The sequence below is a fragment of the Micromonospora matsumotoense genome (assembly GCF_900091525.1).
GTDB lineage: Bacteria > Actinomycetota > Actinomycetes > Mycobacteriales > Micromonosporaceae > Micromonospora > Micromonospora matsumotoensis.
In genome coordinates, this window is sequence record NZ_FMCU01000003.1 from 201,838 (window position 1) to 217,956 (window position 16,119).

A 16,119-nucleotide genomic window follows, 5' to 3' on the forward strand; every position below is an offset into this window, starting at 1 on the left:
ACGACGTCACCAGGGAGCACCGATGGCCGAGCGGGTACTCGAACTCCGGGTGCACGGCGTGTCCAACACCCCGCCCGACCAGATCCTCGGCCTACCCACCGACCCGACCGGCGGCGGTCCGCCACCCCGGCTCGTCTCCGGCGGCGACGTCACCGGCTTCTACCGCGCCAGCGACTCCGCCGCGGACGACCCCGTCGTCGTCGAGGCGTACAGCTGGGGGCAGTTGACGTCGGGGGCGCGGACCGCGCGCGACGTCGAGCGGGCCCTGTGGACGCTGCTGCTGCCGTTCACCCTCGCCAACGTCGCCCTGTACGCCCGCCCCGGCATCCCGCCCGACCCGGACACCGAACGCTGGGGCAGCCGCTCCGGCATCGCCGCCTGGCTGATCCGGCTGTTCTGCCTGAGCCTCACCGGCACCCTGGTGCTCGCCGCCGCCGGCGTCGGGGTCGACCTGATCGCCTGGCAGTGCATCGATCAGGAGTGCCTGCGGCAACTACCCGGCTCGTGGGAGTTCCTCGGCCGGGGCTGGTGGCGCACGGACGCCCACGCGCTCGCCGCCGGCCTGCTGGTGCCGTTGTCCATGCTGCTGCTGCTCGGCGTCGTCGCCTGGCGCACCTACCAGTACGAGGCCGAGATGCCCGCCGACCCCCGCCCCCCGCTGGCGGACGACGGGGAACAACCCGCCGCTGCCGGGCCCGGCCTGGCCAACCCGTTGCAGGACCCCACCTTCTGGAGCGGGGAGGGCCAACTGCGCCGCGCCGCCGTCCTGCACCTGTGCGTCGGCGCGGCGCTCGCCGCCGCGGTACCCGTCGGCGCGGTGCTGGTGATGGACCCGGCCCGGGGCGTACGGGCCGTGATCGCCGCCCCGACCGTCACCGCCCTGGTCGTGGTGGTGGCGATCGCGATGGTGGCGGTGGGCCGGCCCTGGCTGACCCGGCGCAGCGGGGCCACCCCGCTCGGCCGGTGGAGCCTCGCCGTCGGCGTGCTCACCGGCCTGGCCCTGGCCGGTACCTTCACCCTCCTGCTACTGCCGGACGGCCCCGCCGGCACCCCGCTGGCGCAGTGGCGTCCGCCGGCCGGGTGCGTCCGTGACCCGGGCCTCGCCGGCTGCCTCACCGACCACTCCCTGCCCGGCTACGACGGTCTCGTCGCCTGGCTCGCCACCTACCAGGTGCTGCTGCTGATCGCCATCGGCACGGTCGCCCGGTCGGGACGACGCGCCCTGCTCCTCCCCGGCGCGGTCGGCGTGCTGCTGCCCCTCGGGATGGCCTGGCGCGACGGCTGGCTGCCCGGCCTCCCCACCGCCCCCGACGGGCTGCTGATCTGGATGCTCGCCGCACCGGCCATCGCGATCGCCTCGATCGGGTTGCTGCTGCCGCGCACCGGCAGCAACGACGACCAGCAACCGCTCGGCACATACACCGACGTGGCCTGGGGCGGCCGGGGGGCGGCGGTGATCGCCGGTTTCGGCTGGATGATGGCCATCGCCTACTGTGCCGGCCTGCTCTACTGGATCGCCGACCGGCTCGACGGTCCCGCCTCACCCAGCGGATTCTCCCCGATCGCGCCGCCGTTGCCGGTGATCTGGGCCGGCCTGGCCTTCACCGTCGCCACCGCTGCCCTGCTCGGCACGCTGATCCGCGCCGCAATGATCTTCGGCGGGCTGCGTCGCGCCGAGTACACCCGGCTCACCGCCGGCCGGCGGGACCTCTCCGCGCACGACCTGCGCCGCTGCCGGGACGTCAGCACCTTCCGCGCGCTGCACCGCCTGGTCGGCGAACACGCGGTACGGCTGATCGGCTACTACGCCGCCGTCGCGGCGGTGCTGGTGGCCTTCTCCTGCGTGGCCGCGCTCACCCGTACCCGCCCCGCACCGGCCGGCGCGTCGGGCTGGGCGGGTCTGGTACGCGCCGCCGCCGACCTCGGCGACACCATGCTGGGCTGGCTCCCCCTGGTGGTCGCCGGCCTGGGCCTGCTCGTCTACCGCAACGACACCGTCCGGCGCAGCGTCGGGGTGCTCTGGGACATCGGCACCTTCTGGCCGCGCGCCGCGCACCCGCTCGCCCCGCCCAGCTATGCGGAACGGGCCGTACCCGAGTTGCAGACCCGGGTCGCCGGAATCCTGGCGCTGAGCGAGCAGGACCCACGCCGGATGGACGGGGTGATCCTCTCCGGACACAGCCAGGGCACGGTGATCTGCGCGGCGACGCTGCTCCAGCTCCCGGCCCGATGGCGGCGGCGGATCTGGTTCCTGTCGTACGGCTGCCAGCTCACCCGGCTCTACGGACGGGTCTTCCCCGCCTACTTCGGACCGGACCGGCTCCGGGTGCTCGCCGACAACCTGACCTGGCCCTCCGGCCACGTCGCGTGGACCAACTTCTGGCGCGACACCGACCCCCTCGGCTGGCGGGTCAGCGCCGGGGAACGGGACGTGCCGGTGACCGACCCGGAGGCGCTGCACCCCAGTGGGGGTGAGGTCGCCGACCCGCCGATCCGCAACCACAGCGGCTACCCGGACGCGCTGGAGTTCCACCGGGAGCGGGCCGTGGTGGCCCGGCTGCTGCGGCGTGGCGTCCCGTCACCCCGGGTCGGTTGACCGGATCACCAGGTCGGCCCGGTCGGCGGTGCCCGCCACCAGCGCGGCGTTCGCCTCGTCGCTGCCGTACGCCCAGGCCTGCGCCGCCTCCGGCGACCGCCCGTACGCCAGGTGCCGCGCCACCAACCGGCGCAGCCGCAGCCCGGCGTCCAGATCGAGGAACCACGCCTCGTGCAGCAGTTGCCGCACCTCGTCCCAGGGGGGATCGTCGAGCAGCAGGTAGTTGCCCTCGGTCACCACCAACCGGACCGAGGGCGGCACCTCCACCGCCCCGGCCACCGGCTCCTCCAGATCCCGGCGGAACAGCGGCGCGTAGACGGCGGTCGGCTCCAACCGGCGCAACCGGCGCAGCAACGACACGTACCCGTTGGCGTCGAAGGTGTCGACCGCGCCCTTGCGGTCGGCCCGGCCCAGCCGGGCCAGCTCCGCCTGGGCGAGGTGGAATCCGTCCATCGGCACCAGCCGGGCGGTCGGGCCGACCGCCGCGACGATCCGCTCGGCCAGGGTGGACTTGCCCGCACCGGGCGCACCGGCGATGCCCAGCAACTGCCGGGGGCCGGCGTCGGCCAGCGACCGGGCCCGGGCCACCAGGTCGTCGAGGGAGAACGGACGCGCCTCGGGCATCAGGTCAGGACCGGCTCGCTGATGGTGAACCGGGCCCGCACCACGGCGTGCACCGACTGCGGCCGGGGGTCGAGTTCCAGCTCCGGCGAACCGGCCATTCGGTCCTGGCGGGCGTACATCGCCCCACCCCCGGCGAACCCCTCGTCGGTGTCGGCCAACTCCAGTAGCGCGGTCACCCGGGCACCGAGCGCCTCGGCATACTCCCGGGCCCGGCGCAGCGCGTCGGCGATCGCCTCGTGCCGGGCCTCCCGGTGGGCCGGGCTGTCCGGGCGCAGCGACCACCAGGGGCCGGCCACCTCGACGTGGTCCAGCTCGGCCAGCCGCAGCATCAGCTCGGCGAGGGAGCCGAAGTCGGTGACGGTGACCGTGGTGGAGACGCTGCCGAGGTAGCCGACGACCCGCTCACCGGACCGGTTCGTCTCGGGTCGCACCCGCAGCTCACCGGCCTCCCGGCGGTCCACCGCCGGTTCGTGTTCGTCGAGCACCACCCGGACGGCGGCGGCCCGCTCGGCGAGCCGGGTCAGGGCGAGCTGACGGTCCCGTTCCCGGGCCGTCGCGGTCACCTCGAACCGGGCCAGCTCGGGTGCCACCTCCCGGTACGCCTCACCGCGTACCGCCACCACCGGTCCGTCCACCACGCACCCACCCTAACGGCGCAGCCCACCCGCCGCCGGTTTCCGTGCGGTCAGGCCGGGGCGTCGGCGGGCCGCAGCCCGGTGTACGTCACCGTCTCCCCCGTCACCGTGCAGCCGGTGAGGTGCCCACCGGACTCGCCGACCGACCGGACGAACGCCAACTCCTCGGCGGGGTCCCCGACGAGGTCGAACCGCCGGCGGACGGGTCGGGTGTGGTCCGACGGCAGCCGTACCGTCCGGGCCCGCTCGTACCGGGCCACCAGCGCGGGCAGGTCGTCGGCGCGGACCGCCTCGGTCAGCCCGTCGAGCGCGGCCCGCACCTCGGCCAGTTGCCGGAGCACCTGCTCCCGGTTGGCCAGCAGCATGTCGGCGGTGCGCCGGGCCGGGGTCGTCGCGACCCGGGTGCCGTCGCGGAAGCTGCCCGCCGCGAGCCTGACCACCGCGTCCCGCACCGCCGAGTCGGCGGCGGCCCCGGCCAGACTGCCGGCCAGCAGGTGCGGCACGTGCGAGGAGAGCGCCACGACGGAGTCGTGCACCCCCGGCGACATCGGTACGACGTGCGCGGCGAAGACGTCGACGATCAGCCCGACCAGTGACCGGAACGGCACCAACCCGTCGGCGCTCGGGCAGAGCACCCAGGCCGCGTCGACGAACAGCCCGGCCAGCGCGGCCGTCAACCCGGCCCGTTCGGTACCGGCCATCGGGTGGCCGGGGACGAACCGGCCGGTCAGCCCGTGCGCCCCGGCGAACTCGGCGACGGCCGCCTTGGTGCTGCCCACGTCGGTGACGACACACCGGTCGTCGGTCAGCCCGGCCACGGTGAGCAGGGTCTGCGGCAGGCTCGGCAGCGGGCCACCGAGGAACACCACGTCCCGGCCCTGGACCGCGTCGGCCAGCTCGTCGGGAAAGGTGAAGCCCCGGCGACGGCCCTCGGCCCGGGTGACCGGGTCCGGGTCCCAACCGGCCACCGGCACACCGGCCTCGTGCAGCCGCAGCAGGATCGAACCGCCGATCAGGCCGGTGCCGACCACGGCGACCCGGGGCCGGCCCACCTCGTCACCCACCGCACCCGCCCCTACGGCTGGGCGAGCCGCTGGGCGACCGCCGCGACGTGCGCGTCCGACCCGGTCAACGCCACCCGGACGTGCCGCTGCCCGGCCGGGCCGTAGAAGGCCCCGGCGGCGACCAGGATGCCCCGCCGGGCCAGCCAGTCGACGGTGTCCCAGCAGTCCTCGTCGCGGGTGAGCCAGAGATAGAGGCCCGCCTCGGAGTGGTCCACCCGGAAACCCGCTCCGGTGAACGCGGCGAGCAGCGTCTCCCGCCGGGCCCGGTAGCGTTCCCGCTGCGCGTCGGCGTGTGCCTGGTCACCGAGCGCGGCCACCATCGCAGCCTGCACCGGCGCCGGAACGATCATGCCGGCGTGCTTGCGGATCTTCAGCAACTCGGCGACGAGCGCCGGGTCGCCGGCGACGAACCCGGCCCGGTAGCCGGCCAGGTTGGACCGCTTGGACAGCGAGTGCACCGCCAGCACGGAGTCGTACGACCCGCCGCAGACCTCCGGCGCGAGCACCGACACCGGCGCGGCGTCGGCCGTCCAGCCCAGCGGCAGGTAGCACTCGTCGCTGGCCACCACGGCACCGCGCTCCCGGGCCCAGTCGACCACCTTGCGCAGGTGGGCTGCGGGCAGCACCCGACCGGTCGGGTTGCCGGGCGAGTTGACCCAGACCAGGCGTACCCGGGAGGTGGGGCCGACGGCGGTCAGCGAGTCGGCGCGGACGGTGGTGGCACCGGCCAGCCGGGCCCCGTCCTCATATGTCGGATAGGCGACCGAAGGCACCACGACCACGTCGCCGGGGCCGATCCCGAGCAGGGTGGGCAGCCAGGCGACCAGTTCCTTGGAACCGATCGTCGGCAGCACCCCGAGCCCGTCGACACCGGCACCGCAGGCGCGGGCCACCCAGCCGGCGATGGCGTCGCGCAACGCCGGGGTGCCCGCAGTCAGCGGGTAGCCCGGCGCGTCGGCGGCGTCCGCCAGCGCCTGCCGGATCACCGGGGGCACCGGGTCGACCGGCGTGCCCATGGAGAGGTTGATCAGGCCGTCCGGGTGCGCCGCGGCCAGGGTGGCCGCGGCGTCCAGCGTGTCCCAGGTGAACTCGGGCAACCGGGCCGACACCGGCACCGGCCGGGTCGGCGCCGGTGCGAGCCCGGCCGGCGACCCCGGTGCCGGCCCGGCCGACACGGTCGCCGACCCGGCCGGCACCACGTCCGGCCCGGCCGGCGACCCCGGTGTCACGGCTGCCGGCCGGTTCAGTGGCCCTCGCCGCGCGGCGGCTGGCCGGCGACGAACGTCGCGTCCTTCTCCACCTTGCCGATCTTCGACGCCCCACCCGGCGAGCCCAGGTCCTCGAAGAACTCGTAGTTGGCCCCGGTGTAGTCCTTCCACTGCTCCGGGACGTCGTCCTCGTAGAAGATGGCCTCCACCGGGCAGACCGGCTCACAGGCACCACAGTCGACGCACTCGTCGGGGTGGATGTAGAGCATCCGGTTGCCCTCGTAAATGCAGTCGACCGGGCATTCCTCGATGCATGCCTTGTCGAGCACATCCACGCACGGCTCGGCGATGATGTAGGTCACCGGTCTTCTCCTCCGAAAGACTCGTCGCGATCACCCGCGACGCTAAGAGCCTAGTATCTCGCCGGGGAGGAGGTCGATCGTGCTCCGACAGCAGGATGTGGGACACCGGATCGTGGTTCGCCGCATTGTGGGGATTCGCGAGGGCCGGCCCCTCTTTTCGGACGCCCTCGGCGAGCTGGTCGAGCTGAGCGAGACCCATCTCACCATCGCCACCGCCCAGGGCCGGGTCCGGGTGCCGGTGGCCGAGGTGCACCGGGCCAAGCGGGTGCCCCCCACCCGCCGGCCCACCGCCTCCGCCGTGGTCGAACTGGAACTCGCCGCCGACGAGGCGTGGCCCGCGCCGGTCCGCGGTCGGCTCGGCGACTGGCTGCTGCGTTCCGCCGACGGCTGGACCGGACGGGCCAACTCGGCGCTGCCGGTCGGCGACCCGGACCGCCCGCTGCCGGCAGCCGTGGACGCGATCGAACGCTGGTACGCCGGACGCGGTCAACCCGCCATGGTCAACACGCCGCTGCCGCTGGCCGTGCCGGTCGGCGCCGAACTGGACGCCCGGGGCTGGACCGCCCGGCCGCTCACCCTGGTCCAGACCGTCCCGCTGACCACCCTGCGAGCGGCGGCGCCGCCCCCCGGGCCGGCGGACCGAGCCCCCCGGCCGGGCCGGGCCGGTTCAGCCGGCGACCCGCCGCCCGAGATCCGTGATGCGGGCCGACACGGCCCGGCCGGCCGTCCGGCTGCCCAGACGCACGACGCGGGCCGGCAGGGCCCTACCGGCCGTCCGGCTGCCCAGACGCACGACGCGGGCCGACACGGCCCGGCCGGCGGTCCGGCGGTCGTCCTCGCCGTCGCACCGTCCGAGGAGTGGCTCGCGGTCGCCGCCGGCCGCAAGGGCGGCCTGCCGGACTCCGCCCGACACATCCTGACCGCCGTGTCCCAGGTCCGCTTCGCCCAGGTGTACGCCGACGGCGTGCTGGTGGCGACGGGTCGGGGCACGATCACCGGGCAGGGCCGCTGGCTGGGGCTCGGCCTGATCGAGGTGGCCCCGCCGGCACGCCGGCAGGGCCTGGCCGCCCGGGTTATCCGGGCGCTGGCCGACTGGGGCGCGGCCGAGGGCGCGACGCACGCCTTCCTCCAGGTGGAGCAGCGCAACACCGAGGCGGTGTCGCTCTACCGCAAGCTCGGCTTCACCACCCACCACACCTACCTGACCCGCGTCGCCCCTCCCACCTGACCCACCCGACCCGCGTCGCCCCTCCCACCTGACCCACCCCACGACCTGGCCTGGCCCGGCCCGGTCGCCTTGATCGACTCTTGTGGGCCGATGTTGCGGTATCCCACCGGTCCGGATACCGCTATGTGCGCCCCCATGAGTTGATCAAGCCCCGACGCGGCGGGACGGGGCGGTGGCGGGCGAGCGCGCGGGCCAGGCGCGCGGGCCAGGCGCGCGGGCGGGTGGGTGGGTCGGGTCAGCGGCGGACGACCCGGCGGGGCTTGCCCACGTTGCGCTCCGCGTACCGCTGGAGCTGTCGGGAACGGTGGTCGCGGCCGAGGGCGATGAGCACCAGATAGCCGATCGCCACGCCGGCTGCCGCGGCGGCGAGGTAGAGCCAGATCTGGGCGAAGAAGAGCCCCACGCCCCCGCCGAACGGGTTGTTGCCGACCAGCAACGGGCCGACGAGCACGGTCAGCAGCAGCGCCACGGTCACCGCGGCAGCCACGTCGGTCCCCCACCGGGCGGCCGGTACGACCCGGCCCCAGGCGAAGACCACCCCGGCCAGGACCAGCCCGACCACGATGAACATGCCCAGCGAGACCCGGTCGGCGGCCGTGTCGTTCCCGTCGAAGCCGAGCTTGATGATCACCCGGGCCACCGCGTTGACCGCGAACAGGGCCGCCGCGAGTACGCCGACAGCCCGCCACCGATCTCTCATCACATGCCTCCTGCGGTACCGCCCGCCGCGTCGACGGGTCTCCTGGCAGGAATATCTACCACCGTCGGCGGTGCGTCGTCATCACCCGTCGTGGCGGCGTGGCTGCGGGCTGAGCATCTGCCGGAACGCCATCACCGCGAAGGTCATCGCCCCAACGGTGATCATCGCCAGCCCGACCCAGTTGTCCCCGGCGACCAGCAGGTCACCTTCGGCGGTACGGACCGCCGCCACCGCCATCAGCACGAACCACGGCAGCGCCGGCAGCGCCACCGCCCACTTCCGGCCGACCGTGGCGTACGCGAACCAGCTCACCGCGATCGCCCCCAGGATGGTGACCGCCACCGATACCCCGATCAACTGCCCGCCGGCCCGGACGGTGGACAGCAGCAGGCCGATCAGGGCGGTGAGCACCCCACCGGCCACGGCGACCAGCCCACCGACCACCCGCAGCACGACGTCGAACAGGCGTGCCGTCCGACCGGGTGGCGGTGGGACGGCGGCGACCTCCTCCTCGACGACCGGCATCGGCGTGGCGGGCAGGGTCACCGGGGTCCGGCCATCGCCGCGGCGACCCGGGTCGGTGCGGCGGCGTCGATCCCGGCGAAGAGGTCGTCCTCCCAGCCGTACCGGCCGGTGCCGGGGCCCTTCTCCCCCACCGCCAGGGTGAAGTACTCCACCCCCATGAACTCGGCGCCGAAGTTGCCGGCGATCGCGTACAACCAGGAGGTGGCCGGGATCTGGGTGCCGTGCGCCCGCATCGCCGCCTCCTTGGCGGCGTGCTGCTCGGTGGCGTCGATCCGGGCGGCGATCTGGTCGTCCGGGGTGCCGAAGGGCAGGTCGTCGACGCTCTCGATGCCCGCGAACGGGTTGTCCGACGACTCGGTGAAGTGGCTCATGCCGGCGTCCAGGACGCTGCGCGGCAGCGCCGTCCAGTAGACCTTGTCCGGGGCGATGCCCTCCGCGTCGGCCAGCTCGTGGGCCCGCATCGTCACCCGGTGTGCCTGGATGTGGTCCGGGTGCCCGTAGAAGCCGTTCGGGTCGTACGTGACGACGACCTGTGGGCGGACCTCCCGGATGACCTCCAGCAGCTGACCGGCCGCCTCGTCGAGGTCGGCCGCCCAGAACGCCCGGGGGTGCTCGTTGGTGACCATCCCCATCATGCCCGAGTCCCGGTAGCGGCCCGCGCCGCCGAGGAACCGGTGGTCGGTGACGCCGAGCGCGGCGCAGGCGGCGGCCAGTTCGCCAATCCGGAAGCCGCCGAGCTGGTCGGCCTCGGCGGCGGCGAGCTGCGCCAGCTCCGGCAGGTGGATCTCGCCTTCCTCGCCGAGGGTGCAGGTCACCAGCGTGACGTGGGCGCCGTCGGCGGCGTAGTGCGCCATCGTCGACCCGGTGCCGATGGACTCGTCGTCGGGGTGCGCGTGGACCAGTAGGAGGCGTCGGTCGGGCAGCGTCGTCACGACCGTCACTCTAACCGGCGGTCCGTCCGCGCCGGGGCGGACGCGTCCACGCAGGTCGGCCACATCACGCCCGGCACCGCTCTACGATCCGGGTTGTGGACTTTCCCGAGCTGGCCGCCCGTACCCGTCGGTTCAGCCATGGGGCGCCGCGTGCCGTGTCCGTGACCGACGACGGTTCCCGGGTGGTCTTTCTCCGCTCGGGTGGCCCGCAGGACCCGGCCGACGCGCTCTGGGCGCTGGAGACCGCCTCCGCCGAGGAACGCCTGATCGCCGACCCGGCCGTGCTGCTCGGCGACGACGCCGATCCGGTGGTGTTGGCCCCGGGTGAGCGGGCGCTGCGCGAACGACGCCGGCTCAGCACCGCCGGCATCGGCTCGTACGCCCTGGACGGGGCGGGCCGGGTGGCGGTGTTCGCGCTGGCGGGCCGGCTGTTCCGGGCCGACCTGGTGCACCGCGACGTGATCGAGGTGACCACCGTCGGCCCGGTGATCGACCCGCGCCCCGACCCGACCGGTCAGCGGGTGGCCTATGTCACCGACACCGCCGACGGGGTACGCCGGGGCGAGTTGCGGGTGGTCGCCCCGGACGGCACCGACACCGTGCTGGCCGGCGAGGACGGCGGGGTGACCTGGGGTCTCGCCGAGCATGTCGCGGCGGAGGAGTTCGGCCGGTTCCGGGGCTACTGGTGGGCCCCGGACGGGCGGATGGTGCTCGCCGCCCGGGTCGACGATTCCCGGCTGCCCCGCTGGCACCTGCACGACCCGGCGGACCCGGCGACCCCGCCGACCACCGTCGCGTACCCCCGGGCGGGTGGGCCGAACGCGGAGGTCAGCCTGCACCTGCTCGACCTGGACGACGGCTGGGTGGACGTGCACTGGGACCGGGAGACCTACCCGTACCTGGCGTCGGTCGACTGGGCCGACGGCAACCCGCTGATCACCGTGCTGCGCCGGTCGCAGCAGCACGGCCTGGTGCTGGCGGTGGACCCGCGTACCGGCGAGACCCAGGTGCACGCCGAGTTGGCCGACCCGCGCTGGGTGGAGCCGATCCCGGGCACCCCGGCGCACCTGCCGGACGGCCGGGTGCTGGTCGGCGGCGAGCTGGCCCACGACGGGTACGACGCCCGCTGCCTGTTCGCCGACGGCACCCTGCTCACCCCACCCTCGCTGTACGTGCGGCGGGTGGTGGGCCGGCTGCCCACCGGTCCCGGGCCGGCCGACCTGCTGGTGGAGGCGAGCGAGGGCGAACCGAGCCAACGGCACCTCTACCGGGTCCGTACCGTGATCGGTGGTGGGGTGGACGCCCGCCGGATGAGCAGCGCCCCGGGCTGGCACACGGCGGCGGTCGGCGGGGACACCCTGGTGGTCGGCACCGCCTCGCTGGACGAGGCCGGGACGAGCTGGTCGGTGTGGCGCGGCGACCGGGAGGTGGCCCGGCTGCGGTCGCTGGCGGCGACCCCGTCGTCGGCACCCCGGCCGATGCTGGTCCGGGTGACCGACCGCCGGTTACCGTCGGCGGTGCTGTACCCGACCGAGCACGTCAAGGGCACCCGGCTGCCGGTGCTGCTGGACATCTACGGCGGCCCCGGCCACCAGGAGGTGGTGGCCGCCCGGTCGGCCTGGCTGGAACGGCAGTGGTGGGCCGACTGCGGGTTCGCCGTGGTCACCATCGACAACCGGGGTACGCCGGGCATCGCGCCCTCGTTCGAGAAGGCGATCCACCGGCGGGTGGCCGACGTGATCCTGACCGACCAGGTGGACGCGCTGACCGCGCTCGCCGGCAAACACCCCGACCTGGACCTGGACCGGGTGGCGATCCGGGGCTGGTCGTTCGGCGGCTGGCTGGCCGGCCTGGCGGTGTTGCGCCACCCGGAGCTGTTCCGGTGCGGCATCGCCGGCGCCCCGGTCACCGACTGGGCGTTGTACGACACCGCTTATACCGAGCGTTACCTGGGCCTGCCCGACGACGGCATCGACGTGTACGGCCACCACTCGCTGGTGGAGCTGGCGGCGGAGCCGCTCTATCCCGGGGAGCCGACCCGCCCGCTGCTGCTGGTGCACGGGATGGTCGACGACAACGTGGTGGCCGCGCACACTCTGCGGCTGTCGGCGGCGCTGCTGTCGACCGGCCGGCCACACGCGGTGCTGCCGCTGACCGGGGCCACCCACATGGCGGCCGGGGGGCTGTCCGAACGCCTGCTCCGCCTGGAACTCGACTTCCTCCGTACCCACCTGGGCTGAGCCGTGGCGGCCTGCGGGCCGGCGCGGGCCTGCCGGGAGCTGCGGGCCTGCCGGTCGACGCGGTCGGGCCGGGAGCTGCGGGCCTGCCGGTCGACGCCTCGGGGCCGGTCGGCGCGGGACTGCCGGTCGTTTGCGCCGGGCCGGTCGGCGCGGGTGGCCGGCTCACCGCCCGGCGGGGCGGCGGGCCACCAGGGTGAACGCGTTCGGCAGGCGACCACGGAAGGCCGCCGCGTCGATGTCACCCATCCGCCAGAACGGCTCCGCGTACTCGTCGAGCTGCCGGATCTCCAGGCCCGCACCGACCACGGCGGTGACGATCCGCCCGAGCGTCCACTGCCACATGACGGCCCCGTGCGCCGGGAAGCTGTCGTCGTCGCAGACGAACGAGCAGCCGAAGTAGCTGCGGTCGGGGCGGATGCGTGGCTCATCCAGATCCCAGACCCCTCGTGCTGACCTGGCCCCGCCCCTGGTCCACGCCACGTGGGCCCCGTGCGAGGTGTACCGGCCAGGTCTCCGGGGCGGACCGGCGAGCTACGGCGGTCGACTTTCCGACCGTCTTCTCAGAGACCTCTGACTTCTCAGAGACCTCTGAAATCGACCTGCCAGTGTGGCCGGTGACTGAGTCGTGCCGGAGAGTAAGGAGTCGATGGTGAAGTTCTCCCGTACCGCCCGACGGGTCACCGCCCCCGTACTGGCGACGATGCTGCTCGCCCTCGTCGGCGGCACGCCGGTATCGGCAGCGCCGGCCACCGGCACCACCTCGGCCTGGACGCTCGTCGACCTGCCGCAGCGGATCTGCGCCACCCCCGACGACCCCCGCGCCCTGTACTACTTCGTCGTCCTCGACGGGACGTGGTCGTCGACGATCACCGCCAGCTACACCGGGATGCCCGCCGGCACCGAGGTGTACAGCCCGCAGAGCACCCCGCCCGGGTCCGGGGACGGCCACGTCGTGCAGATCCTGGCCGCGTTCCGGCTGCACGGTGCGCCGCTCGGCCACTACGTCCCCCAACTCCAGGCCACGGACGGCACCGTCACGCAGAGCGTCCCGGTCACCCTCGACATCCGGTCGTCCTGCTGAGTCCGAGAAGGGTTCTCGATCGACCCGGCCGGCTTGATCAACTCAATGTCGCCGAAGTAGCGGTGTCCCGTCGCTCGGACACCGCAACATCGACCCCACGGAGTGGATCAAGCCGGCCGGGCGCCCCCGGTCAGCGGTGTTCCACCCGGCGGGCAGGGACGGCCGTCGTCAGAGCAGTCCGAGGCTGACGGCGAGCGGGGTGATCGTGGTGGGGGCGTGCGGATCGCGGGCGAGCCGAGCGACCAACTCCCGTACCGCCGGGCGGTGCCGGACCTCGGCGGGCGCGATGCTGTCGACGCGGATCAGCACCCGGACCGCGCTGACCGGATCGCCCGGCCAGCAGGTACCCGCGCGCCGCGTCGACCAGGTGCGCCGCGCGGTGTTCGATCGGCAGCCACCGCCAGCCGTCCCACCCGATCACCTCCTCGTGCCGGGCGACCGCCTGCGGACCGTCGCCCAGCTCCACGGCGGCGGTGACCCGCCCCGCCTCGACTGCTGCCGGCCCGAACCCGGTCCGGTGGTGGTCGTGACCGTCGCCCACCCGGGCAGCCATCTCGGCGGCCTCGTCCAACAGGTCACCGGCCGCCCGGTCGTCACCCGCCCGCGCCGCGATCAGCGCGGCCTGCACCAGCAACGACCCGCACAGCGACCACTCCTGCGGCGTACCACCGTCGGGATCGGTCGGGGCGATCTGGTAGGCGGCGGCCAGCATCACCGACCGTGCCCGCGCCGCCGCCCGCAACACCTGACCGAGCTGCACCGCCGCGCCCGCCAGGAACATCCGGTCACCGACGGCGGCAGACATCGCCCGATCGGCGGCCAACCAGGCAAGACTCCCCTCGTCCCGCTTCACCAGCAGCGCCGCCGTCACCCGGTACGCCTGCACCACCGCCGCCCGACCCGCCTCCGGGTCCCGCACGTGGGCACGATGCACCTCGGTCAACAACCCCGGCAACAGCTCCACCAGGCGCGGATACCGGGCCTGCTGGTACGTCGTCCACGCATGCCCCAGCGCCCGCGCCAGCCGATCCGCCGGCAGCACCTTCCGGCCCGCCGTCGCCCGACCAAGAACCATCTCGTACGTCGACAGCGCCGCGCTGATCTGGGCGACGCCCGCGTCGCGCTCGGCCACTTCGGCGGGTCGGACGTCCCGACCGAGCAGCGTCGCGGTGTCCACCCGCAGCGCCGCCGCGACGTCCCGGATGGTCGACATCCGTTCCAGGGGGCGGACTCCGCGCTCGACCTTGTCCACCCAGCTCTTCGACTTGCCCAACCGGTCGGCGAACGACTGCTGCGACAGCTTCCGTCGCACCCGCAGGTACGCCACCCGCCGGCCGATCGGCAGCGAGTCACCGCCCACCACGCCACCGCCGATCCGGCACCGCCCGGGCCGCCCAATCTGCCAGTCAGCCGGCGCAGGACTGCTGTTGCGGTTTCCACAGATTTGTCTGCCGACGAACAATCGGCAGGGAATCGACGCTCATCACACCATCACCGGCCCGTCAGAGCCTACCACTACGGAGAGTGTACCGAGCGGACACGCCAACGTAACGGCCGGACGATTACTGGTGATGTGTCGCGCTCACGCGCTGCGCTGGTACCACCAAACTTCGATGCGGATTCCGCCGGTCAATATCGGCGATCAACGCCAGGTCATTGCAGTTGCGCGCCTTCCGAGTACCAAACGAATGCCGCAGAACTGGCCGCAGGTCGCCGTCGCCGGACTGTTCTGCCAAACCCGACCCTGATAGTGTCCAATTGACGGGTACACAAGTCCCACCACGCTCAAGAGGAGTCCTATGCGAATCAAGAGCCTGCTCGTCTCCGCATCGATCGGGGCGGCGATGGTCGTTACCGCGGCATCACCCGCATTCGCCGCGACGGGGTACAATCGCTGCCCGGACTTCAAGATGTGCGTGTTCACCGGCACGAATGGGTCGGGTGCCATTGCGTATTTCTCGACCGGTGACGGCAACCTGGGGGACAGCTCGGGTCCGACCGGGATGAACAACAACATCGAGAGCATCTGGAATCGAAGCGGACACACCTGGGAACTCTTCGACGGCATCGGATTCTCCGGGACCAGGTGGGAGTCCGATCCCTACGTCGGCCACAACAACGTGATTGCCGCCGCGGCCAACAAGGTGTCCTCACTGCGTGACACCTGAGCAGCGCCAGAATGCGGCATCGCCGCATCCGGGTGCACTCGACGGTTGGCTGCGCGCCACAGGAACGGCCCCCACGGGGGCCGTTCCGTCGTCAGAGGGTGTCGTAGACGTCGCTGCGGTGGCCGAGGTGGACCACGAGGACGATCAACTCCTGGTCACGGACGGTGTAGACGATGCGATGGTTGCCGACGCGGATGCGGAGCAGCCCGGGGTAGCCAGCGAGCGCCTTGACTTCGGCTGGGCGCGGCTGGGAGGCCAGGGCGGCGATGGCGGCGACGAGGCGTGCCTGCACGGGGCGGTCGAGCTTGCGCAGCAGCTTGGCGGCGGCGCGCTCGATGTGGACGGTGTAGGTCGGGGTGGTCACAGGCCCAACTCGCCCCGCAGCTCGGTCAGCGGAATCGGGGTGTCGCCGTCGTCGATGCGAGCCAGGGCTTCGCGGGCGGCAGCGACATCAGCGGCATCCTCAGCGCGTTCGATCGCTTCGGCGAGTTCGGCGGGGACGATGGCGGCCAGCCGCTGCCCACGCCGGGTGACGTAGGTGATCCGCCCGGCGTAGTGGGCGCGGGAGACGACGTCCGCAAGGCTGTCGCGGGCGTCGGAGATCGGAAGTTCGGCGGCGGGCTCGCTCATGCCGGCAATTGTACAACTCGTACGAGTCGTACGTATGGGGAGACGAGCACGCGCAGCGTCATCGACGCGCATCGGTGAGAACCGGTGGGCTCGCTCCCCGCCAGGACCGGGAGCGAGCCCTCGTCC

General features: G+C 73.6%; 17 protein-coding genes. 5 read left to right on the forward strand and 12 right to left on the reverse strand.

Translation table 11 applies throughout. The annotated features are described in order from the left end of the window. The first annotated feature begins 22 nt into the window (after window positions 1-22). Complete coding sequence (locus tag GA0070216_RS07915) at window positions 23-2,596, forward strand: hypothetical protein (RefSeq protein ID WP_091241494.1); 2,574 nt, start codon at window positions 23-25, stop codon at window positions 2,594-2,596. On the opposite strand, the gene GA0070216_RS07920 is transcribed toward GA0070216_RS07915, so the two are convergent. The 5 genes from GA0070216_RS07920 to fdxA form a co-directional block, all read right to left on the reverse strand. After that, window positions 2,579-3,220, reverse strand: a complete 642-nt coding sequence (locus GA0070216_RS07920; protein WP_091241500.1) for a nucleoside/nucleotide kinase family protein — start codon at window positions 3,218-3,220, stop codon at window positions 2,579-2,581. The genes GA0070216_RS07915 and GA0070216_RS07920 overlap by 18 nt on opposite strands. Further along, window positions 3,220-3,858, reverse strand: coding sequence for an SIMPL domain-containing protein (locus tag GA0070216_RS07925; RefSeq protein ID WP_091241503.1), 639 nt, complete (start codon window positions 3,856-3,858; stop codon window positions 3,220-3,222). The genes GA0070216_RS07920 and GA0070216_RS07925 overlap by 1 nt, the downstream gene beginning before the upstream one ends. A gap of 47 nt (window positions 3,859-3,905) precedes the next feature. After that, a complete protein-coding gene (locus GA0070216_RS07930) occupies window positions 3,906-4,919 on the reverse strand; it encodes a prephenate dehydrogenase (protein ID WP_091241505.1) in 1,014 nt (337 codons plus the stop codon). Between the two features lie 11 nt (window positions 4,920-4,930). Continuing rightward, window positions 4,931-6,094: a succinyldiaminopimelate transaminase gene (dapC, locus tag GA0070216_RS07935; RefSeq protein WP_281190407.1), complete on the reverse strand. Its 1,164-nt coding sequence runs from the start codon at window positions 6,092-6,094 to the stop codon at window positions 4,931-4,933. 68 nt (window positions 6,095-6,162) lie between these two features. After that, window positions 6,163-6,489, reverse strand: coding sequence for a ferredoxin (fdxA, locus tag GA0070216_RS07940; RefSeq protein ID WP_007072862.1), 327 nt, complete (start codon window positions 6,487-6,489; stop codon window positions 6,163-6,165). Between the two features lie 79 nt (window positions 6,490-6,568). Between fdxA and GA0070216_RS07945 the strand changes: the two genes are divergently transcribed. Then, window positions 6,569-7,717, forward strand: coding sequence for a GNAT family N-acetyltransferase (locus GA0070216_RS07945; protein WP_091241508.1), 1,149 nt, complete (start codon window positions 6,569-6,571; stop codon window positions 7,715-7,717). A 235-nt stretch (window positions 7,718-7,952) separates the two neighbouring features. Here GA0070216_RS07945 and GA0070216_RS07950 read toward each other — a convergent pair whose 3' ends face one another. From GA0070216_RS07950 to mshB, 3 genes are all read right to left on the reverse strand, one after another. Continuing rightward, on the reverse strand, window positions 7,953-8,417 hold the full coding sequence (locus tag GA0070216_RS07950) for a hypothetical protein (RefSeq protein ID WP_091241511.1): 465 nt from the start codon (window positions 8,415-8,417) through the stop codon (window positions 7,953-7,955). A gap of 81 nt (window positions 8,418-8,498) precedes the next feature. After that, window positions 8,499-8,942 (reverse strand): hypothetical protein, encoded by a 444-nt coding sequence (locus GA0070216_RS07955; RefSeq protein ID WP_091242649.1) that lies wholly within the window; start codon window positions 8,940-8,942, stop codon window positions 8,499-8,501. A 17-nt stretch (window positions 8,943-8,959) separates the two neighbouring features. Beyond that, window positions 8,960-9,883: an N-acetyl-1-D-myo-inositol-2-amino-2-deoxy-alpha-D-glucopyranoside deacetylase gene (mshB, locus tag GA0070216_RS07960; RefSeq protein ID WP_091241515.1), complete on the reverse strand. Its 924-nt coding sequence runs from the start codon at window positions 9,881-9,883 to the stop codon at window positions 8,960-8,962. A gap of 86 nt (window positions 9,884-9,969) precedes the next feature. Here mshB and GA0070216_RS07965 point away from each other — a divergent pair, with 86 nt between their 5' ends. Beyond that, window positions 9,970-12,114 (forward strand): S9 family peptidase, encoded by a 2,145-nt coding sequence (locus GA0070216_RS07965; protein ID WP_091241518.1) that lies wholly within the window; start codon window positions 9,970-9,972, stop codon window positions 12,112-12,114. A gap of 162 nt (window positions 12,115-12,276) precedes the next feature. On the opposite strand, the gene GA0070216_RS33645 is transcribed toward GA0070216_RS07965, so the two are convergent. Next, the gene (locus GA0070216_RS33645; RefSeq protein ID WP_141723021.1) at window positions 12,277-12,594 is read right to left on the reverse strand and encodes a hypothetical protein; all 318 of its coding nucleotides are present in this window, start codon (window positions 12,592-12,594) and stop codon (window positions 12,277-12,279) included. A gap of 169 nt (window positions 12,595-12,763) precedes the next feature. On the opposite strand from GA0070216_RS33645, the gene GA0070216_RS07975 reads away from it, so the two are divergent. After that, the gene (locus tag GA0070216_RS07975; protein WP_141723022.1) at window positions 12,764-13,195 is read left to right on the forward strand and encodes a DUF5980 family protein; all 432 of its coding nucleotides are present in this window, start codon (window positions 12,764-12,766) and stop codon (window positions 13,193-13,195) included. 130 nt (window positions 13,196-13,325) lie between these two features. On the opposite strand, the gene GA0070216_RS07980 is transcribed toward GA0070216_RS07975, so the two are convergent. Further along, complete coding sequence (locus tag GA0070216_RS07980) at window positions 13,326-14,555, reverse strand: helix-turn-helix domain-containing protein (protein WP_245722369.1); 1,230 nt, start codon at window positions 14,553-14,555, stop codon at window positions 13,326-13,328. A gap of 439 nt (window positions 14,556-14,994) precedes the next feature. On the opposite strand from GA0070216_RS07980, the gene GA0070216_RS07985 reads away from it, so the two are divergent. Further along, on the forward strand, window positions 14,995-15,363 hold the full coding sequence (locus GA0070216_RS07985) for a peptidase inhibitor family I36 protein (protein WP_091241527.1): 369 nt from the start codon (window positions 14,995-14,997) through the stop codon (window positions 15,361-15,363). Window positions 15,364-15,454: 91 nt separating this feature from the next. Here the strand turns inward: GA0070216_RS07985 and GA0070216_RS07990 are convergent, their stop codons facing one another. Both GA0070216_RS07990 and GA0070216_RS07995 read right to left on the reverse strand, forming a co-directional pair. Beyond that, on the reverse strand, window positions 15,455-15,700 hold the full coding sequence (locus tag GA0070216_RS07990; RefSeq protein WP_091242651.1) for a type II toxin-antitoxin system RelE/ParE family toxin: 246 nt from the start codon (window positions 15,698-15,700) through the stop codon (window positions 15,455-15,457). 23 nt (window positions 15,701-15,723) lie between these two features. After that, complete coding sequence (locus GA0070216_RS07995; RefSeq protein WP_091241530.1) at window positions 15,724-15,993, reverse strand: type II toxin-antitoxin system prevent-host-death family antitoxin; 270 nt, start codon at window positions 15,991-15,993, stop codon at window positions 15,724-15,726. Window positions 15,994-16,119 lie beyond the last annotated feature (126 nt).

Coding starts and splice junctions, on each gene's coding strand:
- GA0070216_RS07995 (WP_091241530.1), bottom strand. CDS start 15,993: ATGAGCGAGCCCGCCGCCGAACTTCCGATCTCCGACGCCCGCGACAGC.
- GA0070216_RS07985 (WP_091241527.1), top strand. CDS start 14,995: ATGCGAATCAAGAGCCTGCTCGTCTCCGCATCGATCGGGGCGGCGATG.
- GA0070216_RS07915 (WP_091241494.1), top strand. CDS start 23: ATGGCCGAGCGGGTACTCGAACTCCGGGTGCACGGCGTGTCCAACACC.
- GA0070216_RS07950 (WP_091241511.1), bottom strand. CDS start 8,417: ATGAGAGATCGGTGGCGGGCTGTCGGCGTACTCGCGGCGGCCCTGTTC.
- GA0070216_RS07920 (WP_091241500.1), bottom strand. CDS start 3,220: ATGCCCGAGGCGCGTCCGTTCTCCCTCGACGACCTGGTGGCCCGGGCC.
- GA0070216_RS07955 (WP_091242649.1), bottom strand. CDS start 8,942: ATGCCGGTCGTCGAGGAGGAGGTCGCCGCCGTCCCACCGCCACCCGGT.